At 72.4% G+C, this 21,219-nt stretch carries 9 protein-coding genes; 3 read left to right on the top strand and 6 right to left on the bottom strand.

Going from position 1 to position 21,219, the window contains the following annotated elements; genetic code table 11:
- Nucleotides 1–9 precede the first annotated feature (9 nt).
- Nucleotides 10–849: a metallophosphoesterase family protein gene (locus ACFWFZ_RS04555; protein ID WP_387116551.1), complete on the top strand. Its 840-nt coding sequence runs from the start codon at nucleotides 10–12 to the stop codon at nucleotides 847–849.
- On the opposite strand, the gene ACFWFZ_RS04550 is transcribed toward ACFWFZ_RS04555, so the two are convergent.
- From ACFWFZ_RS04550 to ACFWFZ_RS04540, 3 genes are all read right to left on the bottom strand, one after another.
- Complete coding sequence (locus tag ACFWFZ_RS04550; RefSeq protein WP_387116548.1) at nucleotides 833–1,903, bottom strand: dihydrodipicolinate reductase; 1,071 nt, start codon at nucleotides 1,901–1,903, stop codon at nucleotides 833–835. The genes ACFWFZ_RS04555 and ACFWFZ_RS04550 overlap by 17 nt on opposite strands.
- A gap of 73 nt (nucleotides 1,904–1,976) precedes the next feature.
- On the bottom strand, nucleotides 1,977–2,714 hold the full coding sequence (locus ACFWFZ_RS04545; RefSeq protein ID WP_387116545.1) for a 4'-phosphopantetheinyl transferase family protein: 738 nt from the start codon (nucleotides 2,712–2,714) through the stop codon (nucleotides 1,977–1,979).
- Nucleotides 2,711–3,664 carry a zinc-binding alcohol dehydrogenase family protein gene (locus tag ACFWFZ_RS04540; protein ID WP_387116542.1) on the bottom strand — a complete coding sequence of 318 codons (954 nt, stop codon included), beginning with the start codon at nucleotides 3,662–3,664 and terminating at the stop codon, nucleotides 2,711–2,713. Before ACFWFZ_RS04540 ends, ACFWFZ_RS04545 begins: the two co-directional genes overlap by 4 nt.
- Nucleotides 3,665–3,806: 142 nt before the next feature.
- Here ACFWFZ_RS04540 and ACFWFZ_RS04535 point away from each other — a divergent pair, with 142 nt between their 5' ends.
- Together ACFWFZ_RS04535 and ACFWFZ_RS04530 are read left to right on the top strand one after the other, a co-directional pair.
- Nucleotides 3,807–5,186, top strand: a complete 1,380-nt coding sequence (locus ACFWFZ_RS04535; protein ID WP_387116540.1) for a cytochrome P450 — start codon at nucleotides 3,807–3,809, stop codon at nucleotides 5,184–5,186.
- 31 nt (nucleotides 5,187–5,217) lie between these two features.
- Entirely contained in the window at nucleotides 5,218–6,600 is a 1,383-nt protein-coding gene (locus ACFWFZ_RS04530; protein ID WP_387116537.1) for a cytochrome P450, read from the top strand.
- Between the two features lie 38 nt (nucleotides 6,601–6,638).
- On the opposite strand, the gene fabD is transcribed toward ACFWFZ_RS04530, so the two are convergent.
- From fabD to ACFWFZ_RS04515, 3 genes are read right to left on the bottom strand one after another with little or no spacing between them, the layout of a single operon-like run.
- Entirely contained in the window at nucleotides 6,639–10,061 is a 3,423-nt protein-coding gene (gene fabD, locus ACFWFZ_RS04525; protein ID WP_387116534.1) for an ACP S-malonyltransferase, read from the bottom strand.
- The gene (locus ACFWFZ_RS04520) at nucleotides 10,058–16,168 is read right to left on the bottom strand and encodes an amino acid adenylation domain-containing protein (RefSeq protein WP_387116531.1); all 6,111 of its coding nucleotides are present in this window, start codon (nucleotides 16,166–16,168) and stop codon (nucleotides 10,058–10,060) included. Before ACFWFZ_RS04520 ends, fabD begins: the two co-directional genes overlap by 4 nt.
- Before the next feature lie 45 nt (nucleotides 16,169–16,213).
- Entirely contained in the window at nucleotides 16,214–21,217 is a 5,004-nt protein-coding gene (locus tag ACFWFZ_RS04515; protein ID WP_387116528.1) for a beta-ketoacyl synthase N-terminal-like domain-containing protein, read from the bottom strand.
- Nucleotides 21,218–21,219: the final 2 nt, after the last annotated feature.

Below are 21,219 nucleotides of genomic sequence, written 5' to 3'. Positions count from 1 at the left end.
CGTCCGCGCATGGAAAGGACGAGCAGTGGCAGGCTGCTGGCGATCAGCGACCTGCACATAGGACACCCCAAAAATCGCGACATACTCGAGGGTTTACAACCGCGGCACCCGGACGACTGGTTGATCGTCGCGGGCGACGTGGCCGAGCGGGTCGCCGACGTGAAGGACGCGCTGGGCCTGCTCGCGGCCCGGTTCGCGACCGTGCTGTGGGCGCCGGGCAACCACGAACTGTGGACGCACCCGTCGGACCCGGTGCAGCTGCGGGGGGCCGCACGGTACGAGCACCTCGTTTCCGTCTGCCGCGAACTGGGGGTGGTCACGCCGGAGGACCCATACCGCGTGTGGCACGGGGCGGGCGGACCGGTAGTCGTCGCCCCCCTCTTCCTCCTCTACGACTACTCCTTCCTTCCCCCGAACGCCACCACGAAGGAGGAGGGGCTGAGGGCGGCTCACAAGGCGGGCGTCGTGTGCACGGACGAGCACCTGCTCCACCCCGATCCCCACCCGAGCCGCGAGGCCTGGTGCCGAGCCCGCCTCGCCCTCACCGAAGAACGCCTGAGCGCCGTGGACCCCGCGCTGCCGACCGTCCTGGTCAACCACTACCCACTCGTCCGGGAGCCCACCCGGGTACTGTGGCACCCCGAATTCGCGCAGTGGTGCGGTACCGAGGCGACGTCCGACTGGCCCCGCCGGTTCCGGGCTTCAGCCGTGGTCTACGGCCACCTCCACATCCCGCGGACCTTGTGGAGCGACGGGGTCCGCCACGTGGAGGTCTCACTGGGCTACCCACGGGAGTGGGAGTCCCGGCCCACGCCCCCGGACGTCCCGAAGGTCATCCTTCCCGCTTAGCCCCGGCCGGCCCGTCGGCGGCCGCCGCCCGTGCGGCCGTCACGAACGGCAGCTCCAGGATCGTGCGGCAGCCCGGCTCGGCCGCGCACACCGGACTGACGAGGTTGACGATCCTGGCCGCGTTCAGCTGGATCAGCCCGTCCACGCCCAGATGCGCGAAATCGACCGAGATGACCGGGTCTCCCTCCACCCGGATGGAGAACTCAGGCTCGTCCTCGGACTGCTGCCAGCCCTCTCCCAGCCCGAGGTCCGCGACGTGCTCAACCACCGTGGTGTGCCAGGGACGCCCGTCCACGTAGCCGGTGAACGCGTAGCGCATGCCGGCGGCCGTGCCCTTCGCGATGGTCAGGCCGCTGGCAGGGAGGTGGATGTCCTGCGGTGCCGGGACGATGTCCCAGGCCGTGGTGCGCAGTTCGTCCAGCTTCAGCCCGAGGGCGTCCGTGACCAGATGGGCGGCCTGGCCCTCGTACCAGTGGAAGGCCTGACCCAGCATCTGCGCCCGCTGGCTGCCGGGGCCGCACTCCTCCAGGGGTGCTCCGAACCCGAGCAGGCCGAGTACCTCGGCCCCCGCGTAGTCGCGGTGGAAGTTGCGCTCGCGCGTCCAGACACCGCGCACGCGCGAGGTGTACCCGGAAAGCACCAGCGGCATGACGTCGTTGAGCAGGCCCGGCATGTTGCCGCCGCCGGTCAGGGTGGTTCCGCCCTCGGCGCAGGCCCGCTCCAGCTCCTCGTGGAAGGGTGTACCGCGCAGGTCGAACCCGCCGGTCGGGGTGACGACGTTCTTGCCTGACCGCAGGATCCGGGCCACCAGTTCACCGTCCCAGAACGGCGGGTTCAGCAGGACGCAGTCGGCGTCCATGGCCAGGACCGCCTCGACGTCGGTGGTGGCGGCGACCCCGATCGGCCCGATTCCGGCGAGTTCGCCGGCGTCCCGCCCCGCCTTCTCCGGGTTCTGGGTGACGACCGCCACGAGGGTGTGGTCGGGGTGTTCGGACAGCAGCTTGATCTGCTGCTTGGCTATGGTGCCCGTGTACCACTGGATCACCTTGGACATGCGTGCTCTCCTCGGGTCGACCGCTGTCGGCGGTGTCGTTTCGGGTCCATCGGCGGGGTGCTTCCCGCCCTGTTCAGGGGCGCAGGGCCAGTACGTCGCCCACCTGGTGCTGTACGGCCCGCAGGCCGTTGTCGTTGTCGCCCACGCGTGCGACCGCCATCCGGTAGCCGGGTCCGGCGTCCAGATCGGCGACGGCGATCCGGTCCTCGGCCCCCGGACGGCCGTGCCAGTGCTTCAGGGCCGCCGGCTCTTCCGCCCCGGACAGGGTGAGGGTGGCCGGGTTGACGACGAGTCCGTCGCCGGTGGCCTTCAGCACCGCTTCCTTGCGGGCCCAGTAACGGAAGAAGCCCGGCGCACGCCGCTCCTCGGGCAGCAGGTCCAGGGCGCGGCGCTCCTCAGGGGAGAGGGCGTCCACGGACTCCGCCCAGCGCTCGCCGACCCGTTCCACATCGACGCCCACCGCACCGCCGCGACTGAGGGCCACCGCGACCCGGTCGCCCGAGTGGGACAGCGACAGCTCCAGGGGGACGGGCGAACCGGACAGGGCGGGCTTGCCGTGCGGTCCGGCGCAGGTCTTGCAGACGCGGACGAAGCGCAGCAGGTGCGGGGGCACGCCGGTCTGCGCGGAGACGACCAACCGGGTCAGCGCGTGGGCGGTCAGGTAGAGGGCGCGCGGCTGCTCCCGGAGGAAACCGCGGGAGCGCGTGCGCTCCTCCACGTCGAGGAGGTCGAGGAGGGCGAGGTCGGATTCGGCCCGCGCCCACCAGACGTGGCACTCCCCCGGCGCCAGGAGGGCGACCTCCGCGGTCATCGCCGGGGGTCCAGGGCCAGCTTCCCGACCGTACGGCGCCCCGCGAGTTCCTCGTGGACCCGCTGCACCTCGGAAAGGCCGCGGACGCCGCCCGACACCACGTGCAGCCGGCCGTCGGTCACCCGGCTGAACAGCTCGCCCATCGCCCGTTCCAGCAGGCCCGGGCGGGTCATGGCGTGCTCCAGCATCAGCCCGCCCACCGTGGTGGACGAGGCCAGCAGCTCGGACGGCGGTACGGGGTCCGGCTGTACGCGCCCCGCCATGCCGAAGAAGACGAGGCGGCCGAGCGGGGCCAGGAGGGAGCGGCTGCGGGCGGTCTCGGGACCGCCGGTCATGTCGAGGACGATGTCCAGGCCCTGGCCGCCGTTGGCGCGCCGCACCCGTTCCGGCCAGTCGGGCGCGGTGGAGTCGACGGCCGCGTCGGCGCCGAGGTCGAGTACCAGCGCGCGCTTCTCCGGCGTGCCCGCGAGGCCGATCACCCGGCCGGCGCCGGCTTCCTGGGCGAGCTGCACCGCGAGGGTTCCCACGCCTCCCGCGGCGGCCTGCACCAGCACGGAGTCCCCGGCCCGCATCCTTGCGCTCTCGTGCAGCAGGAGCCATGCGGTCGTGCCCTGGACGAGGAGGGCGAGCGCGGAGAGGTCGTCGACGCCGTCGGGAACGGGAACCGCCAGCGCCTCGGGCACGGCCGCGTACTGGGCGTACCCTCCGCGGGGCACGACCGCGGCAACGCGGGTCCCGTCGGGTGTCCTCCCCACCACTTCCATGCCGGGAACGATCGGCCGTAACCCGCCGGAGAGCGCCTCGACCTCCGACAGGTGGGTGTCCCTGTAGTTCACACCTGCAAGGGAGACCTCGACGAGAATCTCCCCGGACGCTGGTTTCGGGGTCGGCAGGTCGACGAGCTCCAGCATGTCGGCGCCACCGGAATTCGATATCTGGACTGCGATCACCCGGCTCACTGTAATGCCCGCCGATGGCCCGCGCCAGGCAAATCGCGCTTCCGTTCGCTCACTTGACCCGGCTAGGATCGAACGCACGTATGCGGCACCAGACAACTCCACACCGGAGAAAGACATTCGGGGAGAAGAATCCATGTCCAGCACCACGGCGCTCCGCCCGTTCGATGAAATACCCGGGCCCAAAGGACACGCCATTGCCGGCCTGCTGCCGGACTTCAACGCGGATCCGCTCGGGTTCCTCATGAACGGCTTCCACGCGCACGGGGACCTGGTGTCCTACCGCTTCGGGCCGAAGATCGCCCTGGGTAAGACCATCCTCGCCGCCTACCACCCCGACCTGGTGACCCGGATCCTGATGGAGTCGGAGCGCGCCTTCGGGCGGGACACCGACGGCTTCCGCGCCACCAGCGAGCTCGTGGGCAAGGGGCTGATGACCACGGAGGGGGCGTACTGGCGCAGCCGTCGGCACATCCTCCAGCCGCTGTTCACGCCCAAGCGCGTCGCCCGCTACACCGAGCTGATGACGGCAGAAGCCGAGCGCATCATCGTGGAGCACGAACGCTTCGAAGGCACCGAGATCGACCTCCACCAGGCGATGATGCGCTATTCGCTGCGCGTCGTGGGGCGCGCCCTGTTCGGCGGCGAGATGGACGACGCCGAGGCCGACCTGCACCACCTGATCCCCGAGGCCAACAGGGGGATCATGGCCCGCACCACGCAGATACCCAAGCTCCCGCTGGGGTTCCCGATCCCGGCGAACCGCCGGTTCGTACGGACCCGCGAGGGGCTGTACGACCTCATCGACCGGGTCATCGACCGGTCCGGCAGCGGCTCGGCCGCAGACTCGTCCGACAACATCGTGACCCGCCTGCGCGAGTCGAAGGACCCGGAGACCGGCGAGGGACTGACCGAGCAGGAGGTGCGCAACGAGGCCCTGCTGCTGTTCATGGCGGGGCACGAGACCACCGCGATGGGCCTCACCTTCGGACTGCACCAGATCGGGCGGCACCCGGAGATCCAGGACCGGATCGCGGCCGAGATCCGGGCCAACCTGGCTGCGGGCGGCAGTGCGGCCGACTACGCGCAGAACCGCGAGACCCTGGGACGCGCTGCCCTCGCGGAGGCCCTGCGGTTGTTCCCGTCGGTGCACATGACCGAACGGGTGGCCAACGAGGACCTGGAACTGAACGGATACCGGGTGCCCCGGGGCACGTCGGTATTCCTCGTGCCCTGGGTGACGCACCGCCACCCCGACTTCTGGCCCGACCCCGAGCGCTTCGACCCCGAGCGGTTCGTGGGCAAGCACGACCGGCCGCGCTACGCCTACTTCCCCTTCGGTGGCGGACCGCGGGTCTGCATCGGCGAGCACTTCGCCGTCCTTGCCTCGATGGTGCTCATGGAGGCGCTGCTCCGTAAGTACCGCATCACGTCGCACGACGCCGCCATCTCGATGAAGGTGCTCAACAGCATCCGGCCCGACAAGGACGTCCGCACCACGTTCGAACGCCGGTGAGACGCCCGCAGAGGACGCCAGGAGGCTCCCGATGACCCCCCAGACCCAGCAGCCCGGCGCGTTCTCGGCAGTGCCGGGGCCCCGGGGCAACGTCCTTGCCGGCGTCACCGCCGAGTTCTTACGCGACCCGATCTCGGTACTGGAGCGCTCCTTCCGGGACCACGGCGATCTGGTGGCGTTCCCGTTCGGGCCGCGCAACCGGCTCGGGAAGATCGCAGTCGGTGCTTTCCACCCGGATTCCGCCCGGCAGGTACTGACCGACACCGAGCGGACGATCGGCCGCGGCCAGTCCAGCACCCAGGTGCTGGAGGACATGATCGGCTGCAACCTCATGACGACGGACGGCTCCGAGTGGCGCCGCCAGCGTCGCACCCTCCAACCCCTTTTCACCCCCAAGCGGGTCGCCCGCTACACCGAGCTGATGGCGGCCGAGGCCGAGCGGGTGACCACCGCGGACGTGGCGGCCGGGGGCGGGCGGGTCGACCTGCACCGGTTGATGCTGCGGTACTCGCTGCGCGTGGTCGGGCGGGCGCTGTTCAGCGGGGACATCGACGACACGGCCCCCGAGCTGCACCGGCTGATCCCGCTCACCAACGAGCTGATCATCCGCCGCACCACCCAGCTCCTCAAACCCCCGCTGGGCGTCCCCACCCCCCGCAACCGGGCGTTCACGCGGACCCGCGACGACCTGTACCGGCTCATCGACAGGATCCTCGCCCGTACGGACGCCGGGGCGGCGGGCGAGGAGCGGGACGACATCGTCACGCGGCTGCGCACCGCCCGTGACCCGGAGACGGGCGCCGCGCTGTCGGCCCAGGAGATCCGCGACCAGACCCTGCTGATGATGATGGCCGGGCATGAGACCACGGCGACCGCGCTCACCTTCGCCCTGCACCTGCTGGGCCGGGACGAGACCGCGCAACGGTCCCTCGCGGACGAGGCCCACGGCTTCGTCGCGGCGGGCGGCAGTTCGGCCGGCTACGCCCAGCAGCGCGAATCGCTCGGCCGTGCCTGCCTGCTGGAAGCCATGCGGCTGTACCCGCCGGTCTACATGACGGAGCACCAGGCGGTCTCCGACATCGTTCTCGGCGGCTACGAGGTACCCGCCGGGACGGCGGTGTTCCTGTCGCCGTGGGTGACGCACAGGCATCCGGACTTCTGGCCGGACCCCGAGCGCTTCGACCCTTCTCGCTTCGTCGGCGAGCAGGACCGACCGCGCTACGCCTACCTCCCCTTCGGCGGCGGACCGCACGTCTGCATCGGGGAGCACTTCGCGATGCTCGCGTCCACCGTGCTGCTGGAGGCGGTCGTCCGGCGATTCCACATCGAGTCGGCAGACTCCGTGGTCACCTTCCAGCAGACCGGCAACATCCGGCCCGACAAGCCCGTGTGGGCGCAACTGACCCCCCGCTGACGCAGGGCCCCACGCCCCCCAGGGCGGCCGGCCGGCTTTCAGGGCCGCGGCCCTGTGCCGGCTCCGACCCCGGCGACGCCCAGCAGGGCCTCGTACCGGTCGCGCAGCACGTCGGACGCCCCCGTCATCAGGCGGTCCGCGACCACGTCGACGTGGCGGCCGCGCCAGTCCTCCAGGTCGCCGCCCCGCGCCCAGGCGTTGAACGCCCCGAGCGCGGGGCCGCAGTGGACGGCGTAGTCGACACGGCGGTCCGTGCGGCCGTCCGCGGCGAACTCCAGGCAGTCGTCGAGGAACCGGCGGAAGACCAGGGCCATCCGCCGGCGGCCGCTCGCCTCCGCCCGGGCTGCCTCCTCCGGGGCGGAGGCCCGCAGCCCGGCGGCGATCTCCTCCCACGCCTGCGCGAACGGCCGGCGCAGGTACTTCTGTTCGATCTGGGCCCGGGTGGCGGCGTCGACCTCCTCGAAGGAGGCGTGGCGGCGCCACAGCTCGTGGAGCTTGGCCGCGCGGGCAGGGAAGAACACCCCCCGCTTGAGGGCGCGAGCGGGGAGTCCCAGCTCGAATCCCTCGCTCCAGGGGGCCGCCTCCACATCGTGAGCCTCGGCCGCCTGGAGCATGTCCTTGACGGCGTCGCTCGTGACCGCCTGGACCGTGCAGTGGTTCACCGAGCCGGTCAGAACGAACTCGGCCCCGAGCAGGAAGGCCGCCGCGACCGCCTCGGGGGTGCCGAGGCCGCCGGCGACCCCCACGTGGACCCGGGGTCCGTCAGCCGCCAGCTCGTCCCGCAGCCGCAACACCGTGGGCAGCAGGGTCGCCGGGGTCTCCGTACCCGGGCGCCACCCGTCCGTCTCCACGCACAGGTCGTCGGCGACCGGCCGGTGGGCGTGGCGCGCGACGTCGTTCGCCGTGACCGCGCCCTGGCCGAGCAGCCGATCCACCAGGGGCCGGGGCGGCGGGGAGAGGAACAGGCGGGCGGTGTCGGCTCGCGACACCTTGGCGATGACCCTGCCGCCCTTGAGCCGGTAGCGCACCAGGGCAGGGGTGATCTGGAGGTGTCCCGACGCCTCGACGGTCCGGACCCCGAGCCTGAGGAGCAGGTCCACCAGCCCGGACTCGGCCTCAGGATCGTCCTGCCGGTGCAGGAGATTGGCGCCGAAGGCCGCGTCGTCTCCGACGGCGGCGACGACGGCCCCCACTTCCTCCTCGATGCGTTCAGGGTCCAGCCCCCCGGTGCCGAGAAAGCCCATGCTGCCCGCCTTCGCGAGCCGGGCCACCATCTCCGAGCCGGAGACGCCCCGGTACATGGACCCGGCCAGGCAGGCCAGGCGCAGCCCGTAGCGCTCCTTGAAGGAGTCCGCGCCGAGGCGTTCGGCTGTGAGGGCGGCCGGCGCCGGCACCGCAGCGGGCTGGTGGCGACGGGGCTCCGCCTCGTGGGGATCGGGTGCCGGCGCAGACCGGAGAGCAGGGTCCGGAACGGGCAGACGCCCGGTGGGGCGGGGGGCGGGGTCGACCGGCCGGGAGGGCCCCTCGTCGAGCCGCAGCGGGGAAGCGGTCTCGCGGATCTTGCGGACCAGCTTGGTCAGGACGGTGCCGGGCCCGACCTCCTCGAAGACGAAGTCCTCGTCCTTCCCCATGAGGTAGCGGACCGTTTCGATCCAGCGGACCCCGCTCCAGATCTGCCGGGTCAGGGTATCGGCGATCCCGGCCGGGTCAGGAGGATAGGGGCGGGCGTCCGCATTCGACACGACGGGAATACTCGGAGCCGAAACGGAGAAGCCGGAAAGGAATTCCGTGAATTCCTCGGAGGCGGGTCGCATGAATTCAGAGTGAAAGGCTCCACTGACCCTCAGGCGGGTGAAGAAGGCCCCCTCGTTCTCGTAGAAGGCGCGGGCCCGGTCGATCGCGTCACGCGCGCCGGTCAGTACGAACTGCTCCGGTGAGTTGTAATTTGCAATCGCAAGACCAGTCAGTTCGGGGCGACGCAGGACTGCCTCCACCTTGTCCTGGTCGCAACCCACGACGGCCGCCATGCCGCCGCCCTCGGTACGGGCGGTCAGCAGGGCTCTGCGCTGCACGAGGCGCAGGCCCGTCTCGAAGTCGAACGCTCCCGCGGCGAAGAGGGCGACGTACTCGCCGAGGCTGTGCCCGATGACGTAGTCCGGCGGCTCGGGGTCGTCCTTGAGCCTCTTGAGGTACGAGAGCGCGCCGACGACGAACAGGGCGGGTTGCGTGAACTGCGTCAGGCTGAGCTCCTTGTCCGGGTCCTCGACGCAGAGGCGCTCGACGGAGTAGCCGAGCACCGCGTCCGCCGCAGCCGTCAGCTCGGGGAACTCCTCGAAGAGGCCCGCACCCATGCCTTTGACCTGGGAGCCCTGGCCGGGGAAGCCGTACACCTTCATGGCGGGACCTTTCTGTGCGGTGGCCGGGGCGGCGGCCGGCCCCCCGGTGGGAGCGGTCCGGGCGGGCGGGGCGGTCTCCGCCGCCGCAGGGCCGGCGGGGTGGCGGACGGGAATCTCCCGGCGCACCGCGGACAGCAGCCCGGTGTTCCGGCCGAACGGGCTGAGGAGGGGGAAGGAGACGGAAGGCCCGGCCGGGGACAGGTTGTTGCGGACGAAGTTGTGCAGCGTGCCGGACGGGCCGAGGTCAAGGTAGCGGTGCGGCCCCTGCGCTTCGAGGTGGGCCACCGCCCGCTGGAACTCGATGGGCTCCCGGGCGACCCGCCAGAAGTGGCCGGGGTCGAGCGCGGTGACCGGCCCTCCCGCAGCGCAGGAGACCAGCGGAAGCCGCGGCGGGTGCAGGCGGACGCCCTCCATGGCCCCCGCGCAGGCCGGCAGCGCCGCGTCCATCAGCCGGGAGTGAAAGCCGTGTTCGACGGGGACCCTCTGGTAGGGCACGTCCAGACTCCTCAGCCGGGACTCCGCCGCCGCCAGCGCCTCCTCGGTGCCCGCCACCACGAAGTGCTGGTCGTAGTTCCGGGCGGCCAGGTCGGTGCCGTCGCGTAGCTCGGGCAGCTCGTCGTAGAGGGACTGCGGCCCCAGCACTGCGGACATGCCGCCGGCGGCACACGTCCGCAGGGCCCGGGCCTGACGGACGAGCAGGCGCAGGCAGTCGCCTTCGTCGAGGGCGGACGACAGGACGGCCGTGACGAACTCCCCGAGGCTGGCTCCGAGCAGCAGATCGGGCTGAATCCCCTCCGCCATGAGGGTCTCGGCCAGGGCGATCTCGACCATGACGATGGCGGGATGGGTGACCTCGGTGTCCAGGAACGGCTGGGCCTTGGAGCGCGTGTCGTCGTACATCCGGGCGAGCACGGAGAAGCCGAGTTCGGCGGCCACCGTCGCGTCCATGCGCTCCATGGCCGCGGCGAAGACCGGCTCGCTCTCGTGGAGGTCCCGGCCCATCTGGTAGTACTGCGAGCCTTGGCCCGAGAACATGAACACGGTGCGGACGCGGTCGTCCGTCATGCGGTGGCCTCCTCGGCGGTGGTACCGGTGCCGGTGCGGCGGGGCGCCGAAGCGGCGAGCACCTCGCCCACCGTCCGGTCGGGATCGGACAGGACGTCGCGCAGGAGTGCCGCGAACGCGCGGAGCCTGGCGGGAATCGTCCCGGGCGGGAACCCGCCGGAATAGCTGTTCATGTTGATCACCAAGTGGTCCCCCATGAAGATCGCCTCGACCCGCAGCGGGTGCTCCGTCTGGTTCAGGAAGTCCATCGGCTCCGCCCCGAGGTCCGTGTCGAACCTCTGGAAGAGGTCGGGCAGTTCGGGAAACGTCTCGTTCACGAGGTAGCTGTCGAACAGGAAGCGATCGCGCGGCACCCCCGCCCACTCATGGATCCGGGCGATCGGCGCGTGCTCGTGGCGGGCGATCTCGCCCACCCTGCGCTGGAGTTCGGCCAGCCAGTCCCGGACCGCCGCCTCCGGGTCGAGGGCCACCCGGACCGGAAGGATGGTGAAGAACTGGCCCACTCCGGTGTTGACGTCTACCAGGGCGCCCGCCCGGCCGGAGAAGACCGCTCCGAAGACGATGTCGCGCTCTCCGGACTCGGCCGACAGCAGCAGCGCCCAGGCCGCCTGGAGGAAGGTGAACGGCGTCAGCCCCTCATTGCGGGCTTGCCGCAGCAGTTCCGCGGTGACCTCGTCCGGGACCAGGATGCCGTCGTGGAGCAGGTCGGGCTCGTCCGGGTTCGGGCGGCGCTGAGCGTGCGGCACGGCGAGCGCCGGAGCCGGCGGCTCGACACCGGCGAGCTCGGCCCGCCAGAACGCCTCTGCGGCCGTGAGGTCGCGGCGGCGCTGCGAGACGCAGAAGTCGCGGTAGACGGTGTCGGGGGCGGGTGGTTCGGGCTCTCGGCCGGCGGCCAGAGCCTCGTAGGCGTCGAACAGACTCCTCATGATCATCGGATAGCTCCAGCCGTCCTGGAGCGCGAGGGAGAACAGGTAGAGGTAGTCCCAGGTGTGTTCGTCGAGGCGGAAGAGGGCGATGCGCGTCTGGGGCGCCCGGGACAGATCGAAGCCCTCGCGTCGGCGCGCGGCGATGTACGCCTGGAGCCGCCGCTCCTGCTCCCAGGGGCGCAGGCCCCGCCAGTCGTGCCGTTCGAAGGGCAGCTCGACCTCGGGGTGGACGACCTGGACCGGTTCGTCGAGGCCCTCCCAGAGGAACGACGTCCGCAGGACGGGGAAGCACCGCACGGTGTGCCGCCAGGCCCGCTCGAACGCGGCGTCGTCGAAGTCCGCGGCGGTGATCCGCCACCTCTGGTGGACGACGTTCGCACCGGGGGCCCGGGTGCGCAGGGTGTGGTGGAGGACGTTCTCCTGCGTGCTGCCGAGCGGGTAGGCATCCACCGCGTCGGGGTGCCGGTCCGCGACGATGCGGCGGGCTTCCTCACTGACGGCGGGGGCGTCGTCCGTGACGGTGGAGGGCCCGGCGCGGAGGCCGCGGGAGCGGGCCGCCTCCGCGAGGCCGGCGACCGTCTTGTACTGGAAGACGTCCTGGGCGGTCAGCTCCAGGCCACGCCGGTTCGCCCGGTTGACCAGGCGGATGCTGAGGATGGAGTCGCCACCCGCCTCGAAGAAGTCGGTGAGCACGCCTGCTTCGGCCACGCCGAGCACCTCCTCCCAGACCTCGGCGAGGGCCTCCTCCTCCGGTGTGCGGGGCGCCGTGTGGACGGCGGCCCTGTCGGCGGCGGGTGCGAGCACGGGCACCGGCAGCGCGCGGCGGTCGAGCTTGCCGTTCGCGTCGGTCGGCAGCTCCGGGAGCGCCACGATCGCGGACGGCACCATGAACTCCGGCAGGCGCTGGCGCAGGAAGGCGCCCGCTTCGGCGGTGAGGCGCGTGCCGAGCCGCATGTGGTGCGGGCTGTTGGCACAGGCGTACCGGGAGCGCGGGGCGTCACCCGCCGCGGGCGGCAGCACGGGGGGCCGTCCGTCGCGGTGGAGCAGCACGTGGTACGAGCCGTCGGTCAGGCCCTCGACCCAGCCGACCGCGGCCCGGTAACCGCTCTCCTCCGCCAGCTCCCACCACTGTTCCGGGTCGATCCCCGCCGCGTCCGCCGCGTCCGCCGCGTCCGCCGCGGCGCGCAGCTCGGCCACGGTGGCGGTGGCGGGCAGGGCGGCCAGGGCCCGCACGGCCCGGCGGGCATCGGTGAGGCGGCCGTTGGACACGTGCTCGACCAGCAGGGCGGGCGGGCGCTGCGTGGTGAGGACGCGGCGGGCCTCCTCGACGCCGTCGGCGGGCGACCACGTCATCCGGTGCGGCTGCGGGGCGGCGGGCCCGGCGGCGCCGCCACCGGCGGTGCGCAGCACCACGTCGTAGCGGTACCGGCTGAGCTCGTTGATGTGTGCGCCGCGCTTGAGGTGAACCTCGGCGGAGGCGATGCCGCGAAGATCGAGGACCGACGACGTGAGCAGCCTCGGGTCGACCACGAGCTCCTGCTCCTGGGCGACACGGCTCGCGATCCGCCGGCGCAGCGCGCCGACCCTGGTGTCCGGGTCGGCGCGGTGGAGCTCCACCTCGGTGTGGAAGGCCTCCAGGAGGGGCAGGCTGCGCAGGTCACCGAGGAAGACACTGCCCCCCGGCCGCAACAGCTCCGCGGCCTGGGCGACGACCGAGCGCAGGTAGTCGACGTGGGGAAAGTACTGGGCGACCGAGTTGATGACGACCGCGTCGAAGGTCGCCTCGGGCAGGCCCGTGAAGTCGTCGGCGTCGCGCTTGTCCAGTTCGACCCGTACGCCGTCCGGCAGTCCGGGCACGATGTGTTCGCGGATGTGGTCCAGGCCTCGCTGCGCCAGGTCGGTACCGTGGTAGACCTCGCAGTGCGGTGCGATGCGGGCCAGCAGCAGGCCGGTGCCGCAGCCGATCTCGAGCACACGGCGCGGGCGCAGGTCGAGGATCCGCTGTGCGGTGGACTCCACCCAGGTGCGCATCTCCTCGGCGGGCAGCGGCTCCCCCGTGTAGCTGGAGTTCCATCCGGCGATGTTGAAATCCGCGGACCCGACCGGCGCGTCCCCTGGGGCGTAGGCGCGGTCGAAGACCGTTTCCCACTCGCCGGCCGGACCGTCGTCGGTGGCGGTCTCGGTGGCCGGTGCGGTGCGGCCGGTGTCCGGGCGGGGCACCACGTAGGCCACGAGCCGCTTGTGTTCGTCGTCGGGTCCGTCTCTGCCGTCCGCGGCGTCCTCCTCGGTCGCCTCGGGCTCGGCGGCCGCACGGGCGAGGACGACGGCCTCGCGGATGTCGGGGTGCACGGCGAGCGCCGCCTCGATCTCCCCGGGCTCGATGCGGAAGCCGCGCACCTTCACCTGGAAATCGGTTCGTCCGCGGTACTCGATGGTCCCGTCGGGCAGGTAGCGGGCCAGGTCTCCGGTGCGGTACAGGCGGGCGCCGCCGTCCCGGTCCTCCCCCCACAGGCCGGCGAAGGGGTCGGGGACGAACCGCTCCCGGGTGAGCTCGGGCCGGTTGTGGTATCCCCTGGCGACCTGGACGCCCCCGATGTAGAGCTCGCCGGGGGTTCCCACCGGCACGGGGCTGAGGTTCCGGTCGAGAATGTGGATGCGCGTGTTGGCGACCGGCCGGCCGATGGGCACGGTCCGGGTGGAGGCGTCCGGGGGGCAGGTCCAGTGCGTCACGTCGACGGCCGCCTCGGTCGGCCCGTACAGGTTGTGCAGCCGGGCCTGCGGCGCGTACGGGCCGAAGGCCGCGTAGAACCGCTCCACCACGGTGGCCGAGAGGGCCTCTCCGCTGGCGAAGACCCTGCGGACCGAGCCGGCCCGTTCACCCGGCCGGTCCGCGGCGAGGAACGCCTGGAGCATGGAGGGCACGAAGTGGAGGGTGGTGATGCCTTCCTCCTCGACGAGGTCGGCCAGGTACGCGGGGTCCTTGTGGCCCTCCGGGCGGGCCAGCACCATCAGGGCGCCTGTGACGAGGGGCCAGAAGAACTCCCAGACGGAGACGTCGAAGCTGAACGGCGTCTTCTGGAGCACCCGGTCGTCGGGGGACAGCCCGTACTGCTCCTGCATCCACAGGATGCGGTTGCAGATGGCGCGGTGGCTGATCACGGCGGCCTTCGGGCGACCTGTGGACCCCGAGGTGTAGATCATGTACGCGGAGCTTCCAGGCCCTGCGGAGGGCTCGGGCGGGGAGGTGTCCAGGCCGGTCAGGGCCGGCCATTCCCCGTCGGCGCCGGGGTCGAGCGTCACGACGCGCGCCGCGTGCGGGGGCAGGCTCGCACGCAGCCGCTCCTGTGTCAGCAGGATGCCGGGGTCGGCGTCGGCGAGCATGAACTCCCTTCTTTCGGCGGGGTATCCGGGGTCGACGGGCACGTAGGCGCCTCCGGCGCGGAGGATGCCGAGGAGTCCGACGACCAGTTCCGGTGAGCGTTCCATGCAGATCGCGACGGGGGTGTCCCGGGTCACGCCCTGTTCGCGGAGGAGGCGGGCGAGCTGGGCGGAGCGCCGGTCCAGCTCACCGACCGTGAGGTCCGCGCCTTCGAAACGGACGGCGGGGTCGGCGGGATCGGCGAGGGCGAAGCGGCGCTCCACCAGGCCGTGCAGGGTGGACCCGGCCGCCTCGGGGTAGTCGCGCGCCGTGTCGTTGAACCCGAGGAGGATCCGGGCGCGCTCGGCCTCGGGGAGCACGCGCAGCGCCCCGACGGGCCGACCGGGCGCCTCGGCGAGGTCCTCCAGAAGGGTCTGGTAGCCGTCGACGAAGCGCTGGACGGTGTCGTGGTCGAAGATGTCGGCGTTGTACTCCACCGAAGCGGTGAGCAGGCCCTCCCGCTCGGCGACCGAGATCCACAGGTCGAACTTGCTGGTGCCGTTGCGCACCTCGTGCACGGGGCCGAGGATCGACCCCTCCCGGACCTCGTCGGCGGGCGCGGTCTGGAGCGCGAAGCAGACCTGGAAGAGGGGGTTCATGCTCATGCCGCGTTCGGGCCGGAACTCGTTGACGAGCACCTCGAACGGCACGTCCTGGTGGGCGTACGCCCCTTTGGCCACGTCGGCGACACGGTGCAGGGCCTCTTCGACGCTCGGGTTGCCGGACAGGTCCGTGTCCAGGACCAGGGTGTTGACGAAGAGTCCGATGAGCTCCTCGGTCTCCTTGTGGTGCCGGTTGGCGATCGGCGTGCCGATGACCACCCGGTCGTCCCCGGTCCAACGGTGCATGAGGATCTTCAGGGCCCCGGCCAGAGTGACGAACAGGGTCCCGTTCTGTTTCCGGGTCAGCTCGCGCAGCCCCTCCGCGACCTCCGGGCTGATGTCGAAGGACGTGCTGCCGCCACGGAAGGTCTGCACCGGCGGGCGGGGGCGGTCCATCGGCAGCTCGGAGCCGGGCTTGCGGTCGGCGAGGCGTTCCCGCCAGTAGGCGAGGCGCTCCTGCAGACCGCTGCCGCTGAGCCGGTCCCGCTCCCTGACCGCGTAGTCGGCGTACTGGAGGACCGGTTCGGCGAACGGCGACGGCCGGCCCTCCTCGTAGGCCGCGTAAAGGACGAGCAGTTCGCGGACGAAATTGTTGATGGACCAGCCGTCGATCACGATGTGGTGCGCGTTGAGCAGAAAGGCGTGGCTGTCCCGTGTGAGGCGGTAGAGACCGACGCGCAGCAGCGGACCGCGCGCCAGGTCGAAGACGTGTTGGGCCTCGGCCCGGGCGAGCCGGTCGAACTCGGTCTGGCGCCCTTCCTCGTCCCCGATGTCCGACAGGTCGACCACGGGGAGCGGAATGTGCAGCTCAGAAGCGATCTCCTGCCAGGGTGTACCCGCCTCGCTGGGGAAGGTGGTGCGGAACGCCTCGTGACGGCGAACGATCTCGTTGACGGCGCGTTCGAGGAGATCAGCCCGGACGTCGGCGTCGAGCCGCAGGGAGAGCACGACGTTGTAGGCCGGGCTGTCCGGGACCAGCTGGTCCAGCGACCACATGCGCTGCTGCTGGAAGGAGAGCGGGGGCCGGACCGCGGCCGGGCGGCGCGGGATGAGGGCGCGGCCGTCCTCGTCCCCGACCGAGCCCTTCAGCTTCTCCAGCAGGGCGAGTTTCGCGGGCGACAGCCGGGCTCTGCGTCCGGCGAGCATCCGGTCCAGTGACATGGTGTCCTTTCCGTGGGGGTGACAGGGCTGGGCGGAGCTGTCGCGTCAGTCCGTGGTCAGGGCGAGGACGGCGTCCTCGGGGAGTTCGTCGATGCGCTCGATGATCTCGGCCTCGGCCTGCAGGGCCATCTCGCGGACCGTGGTGGCGGTGAGGAGTTCCCGCAGTTCGAGCTCGAAGGGCAGGGCGCTGTTGACACGGGCCTTGATCCGAGAGGCCATGATCGAATCGCCGCCGAGGTCCTGGAAGCTGTCGGCGGGCCGGATCCGGTCCACGCCGAGCACCTCCTTCCACGCCGCCTCGATGAGCGTCTCCAGGTCATTCGCGGCGACGCCCTCGGCCGGGGCGGGTGCCGCGGGAGGCTGCGCGGACACCGCCAGCGCGGGCGCGGGTGCCGGAGCCGGAACGGCGGGTGCCGGAGCCGGGGCGGACACGGTGACGGGTGCCGCCGGGGCCGCAGCCGGAGCGGCTGCCGGGACAGGCGCGGCCGGAGCCGGGGCGGGCCGTGCGGCGGCGGGCGCGGGGACCGCGTCCTCGACCGGTCGGCCGTCGCTCTCCGCGAGCAGCACGCTCTCGGACAGCCGGTCCTCCCGCAGCGGCATCCCGGACAGCACCCGCATCCCCCGGAAACCGGCCCGCTCCATCGCCCGGCGCCACATGGGGGCGCTGAGCAGCGGCGAGCCGGGCAGCCGGTCGGTGTCCTCAAAGGCCCACCAGCCTTCGAGGAGCCCGAAGGCGATGGTGAGGAGTTCGTGCAGCCGGGTGACCTCGAACAGCGCGATCATGCCGCCCGGGCGCATCACGGACTTGGCGTGGGTGAGGGTCCGGTGGATGGACCGGGTCGCGTGCAGCACGTTGGAGGCGACGACCACGTCCACGCTGCCCGGGTCGAAGCCCTGGTCGGCGGGAGACCGCTCGATGTCGAGCTGCCGGAACTCCACGAATCCGTGGCTGCCGTACTCGGCGGCGCCGTACTTCACGAAGCTGCTGCCCAGGTCCGTGTAGTGGTAGCGCAGGTGCTCGGCGTACGGCTCCAGGGCTGCGAGCACACCCCGGCTGGTCCCTCCGGTGCCCGCCCCTATCTCCAGAACGGTGACCCGGGTCGCGGGGTCGGCGGCCACCCTCCGGGCCACGTAGCTCCGCACGGCCTCGGTCATCAGGGCGTTGGTCTGCTGCTGGTTCTTGTAGATGGCGTCCATCTGAGCGAAGGAGCCGCCGGGGAAGAGGACGTCGAGCGGGTCCCTGCGGTCCGCCAGCACCTCCGGGTACGCCCGCAGGCAGTTGTCGAGGACGGCCAGGAGCCCGTCGTTGTCAGGGGCCCGCTCCAGCAGGTCGCGCTTCTGCGCGGCAAGTCCGTCGACCTCGGCCTGGAGGTCGTGTTCGTCGACTGCCGCGACCATCACCTCCTCGCCGTCCAGGCGCAGGTATCCGGCCTCCTCAAGAAGGCCGAGCAGCGCGTCGAACAACCGCTCGTGGCGGCTGGCGACCGACAATTGTTGCCGCAGTCCCCGCCGGGTGGTGTGCTCCCCGGCCACCCGCAGCGCCCCCATCTCCCGGAAGGCGGCGAGCAGGGAGACACGGCAGATCCGGCTGAGTGCCGCCACTGTGTCCTGGTACTCGGCGAGTTCGCGCATGCTGGACTCGACCTCGTACACCCTCGGCCGGGTGACCACGTCCTCCTCGATGGCCGCCAGCAGTGACGGCACGGCCGGCGGGGCGGCGGGGGCCGCCCCGGCCGGCCGGGGCCCCGTCAGGACGTCGGTGATCCAGTAGCGCTCGCGGGCGAAGGGGTAGGTAGGCAGCGGCACGCGCACCGGGCGGCGGGTGTGGAGCAGTCCGGGGTCCGGTGCGAGACCGCTGACCCACAGTTGGGCCACCTCGTCCAGGTCGCCGCCGGCCGCGGCCGCGGCCAGCAGGCCTTCCGCGGGGGGGCCGGCCGTCTCGCGGACCCGCGCGGACCGCTCCGAAGCGGTGGAGCCGATGTGCCGACGGGTGGACGGGCGGCCGTCGAGATAGGAGTCGAGCTCGGCCGCCAGCTCCGCGGTGTCCCGCACGACCAGGGCCAGCCGCTCTTCACGGGGCTCGCGGCCGACGAGCAGGGTGTACGCGATGGCGTGGACGGAAGGCAGCGCGCGGGGTGCGTCCTCGACCGCCGGGAGGGCCGCAGCGCCGGTGCCGGCGATCCCGTGTTCCGTCCGCAGGTGGCGGGCGAGCCGGGCGAGCGTGGAGTGGTCCTCGGCGGTGGTGGGGGCGAGGGCGACGCCGTACTCCCGACCCACGGCCAGCAGCAGCCGGGCGCGGGCAACGCTGTCGAAACCCTCGGTGGCCAGTTCGGCCCCGGGTGCGATCGCGCCGGCGGGGCGGGCCACGATCCTGCTGGCGAGGGCGCCGAGACGGTCGAGGACCGGGTCCTGTCCGCCCGCGGCGGACGGATCCCCCGACGCGGTGAGGTAGCCGCGCAGTCGTTCGGCGCAGGCCCGCAGCCGGTCCTCGTCCCGGGCGGACAGGACGACGAGGGCCGGGCGCCCCGCGTCCTCGTCCCGGGCTTCCTGACCGACCCGGGAGTCCTGGTACTCCTCCAGCACGACGTGTGCGTTGGAGCCGCCCGCGCCGAAACTGGAGACGCCGGCGCGCAGCGGCTGCTCCCGCCCGTCGACGACGGGCCTGTGCCACGGCCGCAGCCCGACGTTGACGCGGAAGCGGGTGCCGTCGAGGCCGAGCTGCCCGGATGCCGGGTCGGCGTGGAGCGTGGGCACGAGCTCACGGTGGTGAAGCTGGAGCAGCGCCTTGGTGACCCCGGCGACTCCGGCGGCTGCCTCCAGGTGCCCGATGCCGGACTTGACGGAGCCGAGGGCGCATTCCGGGGCCCCGTCCTGCGGGCTTCCCAGCGCGCGGGCCAGGCCGGCCACCTCGATGGGGTCGCCCAGGGCCGTGCCGGTGCCGTGCGCCTCGACGCACGTCACGGTCCGCGGGTCGATCCGGGCGTCGGCGAGCGCGGCTTCGATCACCTGCTGCTGGGCCTGCGGGCCGGGCACGGTGAAGCCCCCGGTCCTGCCGCCGTGGTTGACTGCGGTCCCCTTGACGAGTCCGTAGACGTGGTCCCCGTCCCGTTCCGCGTCCGCGAGCCGCTTCAGCAGGAGGACGCCGACACCCTCGCCGGGGACCATCCCGTCGGCTCCCTCTCCGAAGGCGGCGCAGCGGCCCGTTTCGGAGAGGAACTCGCCCTGGCTCAGCAGCAGGTACTTGTTCGGGTGCAGGGAGAGGTTGACACCGCCGACGAGAGCCGCGTCGATCTCGCCGTCCCGCAGGGCCCGGGCGGCGAGGTGCAGCGCGGTGAGGGAGCCGGAGCAGGCGGTGTCGACCATCATGCTGGGGCCGGTGAACCCGCAGACGTACGAGACCCTGTTGGCGATGGACGCGCCACCGGCGCCGAGGCCGACCCGTCGTCCCTCCGTCGTGGTCCCCTCGGCGGCGAGCAGCGGATAGTCCTGGAACATCGCGCCCACGTACACACCGACGGGGCCGCGCAGCGAGTTGCGGGTGTGTCCGGCGTCCTCCATAGCGGCCCAGGAGTGCTCCAGGAAGAGACGCTCCAAGGGATCGACGGCGACGGCCTCCCGGGGGGAGATGTTGAAGAAGAGCGGGTCGAACTTGTCCGCGTCCTCGATGAAACCGCCGAAGTCGCAGTAGTTGTGCCCGATCTCGCCGCGGCGCCCGCCGCCGTGCGCGACCCGGTCCCAGCGCTCCGCGGGAACAGGGGTGACGCAGTCGGCGCCCGCCCGGAGGTTGCGCCAGAAGGCGTCCAGGTCGTAGGCGCCGGGGTAGCGGCCCGACAGGCCGACGACCGCGAGGTCCGGGGAGTCCCCGGCAGCGGCTTCCCGGTGCGCGCGGGCGGCCGTCGCGGCCGGGTCGCCGGCCGCCGCCACGGTCTGCGGGGCGGGGGCGGGTGCCGCGGGGGCGCGGGCCGGGGCGGCGGGAGCCGCGTGGTGCGCGTTCAGCCATCCCGCCAGGTCGTGGACGGTGGTGTGCTCGAAGAGCAGGGTGGGCGGCAGGGTGGTGTCCAGGCGCCTCTGGAGGGCGTGGACGAGCCGGAGCAGGGCAGCCGAGTCCAGGCCCATCTCGTAGAACCCGGCCCGCGGGTCCACGGAGGGTGCCGGAGTGCCGAGCTCGGCGGACAGTTCCGCGCGGAGCACGGCCTCCCAGTCCTCGCCCGCCCAACCGGACACGGGGGCGGTGGCACCGGTCGCGGCACCCCGGTGCGGTGTCCGCTCCGGCTTGCTCGTGAAGCCGGTCAGTTCGGCTACCTGGCGCCCGGCGGCGTCGAAGAACTCGATCGACAGCGTGAGCAGTCCGCCCTGCCGCCGCACCGAGTCTGCGGGAACCCTGGCGAGGCAGTTGCCGGTGAGCGGTGCCGTGATCCGGAAGGACTCGTAGCACATCGGCAGGTGGAGGGCCTGTTGCGGCTCGTCCAGGCTCAGGGCGTGGCCGGCGGCCACGGCGGCGGCATCGAGCAGGGTGGGGTGGGCGAGGAACTCCCCGGCGTCAGGCAGCGCCTCGCCGGGCAGGGACAGCTCGGCGAGGACGCCGTCCGCGCAGCGGTGGACGGTGCCGAGGGCCCGCATCACGCCGCTGTGCTCCAGCCCCTGGCTCCTGCAGTGCCGGTACACGTCGGCCAGGTCGAACGAGTGGTGGGCCCGGGCGCGCTCGGCGGCCGGGTCCAGCCCCCGGCCCGCGAACCCGGCCGGTCCGGCCGTGCGCACCTCGGCGGCGGCGTACTGCACGGGGCCGGAGGACAGCTCGACGCTCCAGGCCCCGGCCCGGTGCTCCCGCGCGGCCAGGCTGAGGGGGACCCGGCCGTCGGGGTCGACGGTCAGGGGGGCGAACAGGGTGGTGTTACGGAGTTCGAGCCCGGCGTACGGGTGCCCGTGGCCGCCGAAGCCCTGCAGGACCAGGTCCGCGTAGGCCAGCCCGGGAAGCAGGGCCCGGCCGCCGACCCGGTGGCCGGCTACGAAGGGGTTGCGCAACGAGAAGTCGAACCGAGCGGAGAGCAAGA

This window comes from Streptomyces sp. NPDC060232 (assembly GCF_042726555.1).
In the GTDB taxonomy this organism is placed as follows: Bacteria; Actinomycetota; Actinomycetes; order Streptomycetales; family Streptomycetaceae; genus Streptomyces.
Note: the sequence above shows the minus strand (reverse complement) of the source record. Positions and strands in the feature narration are given on the sequence as shown.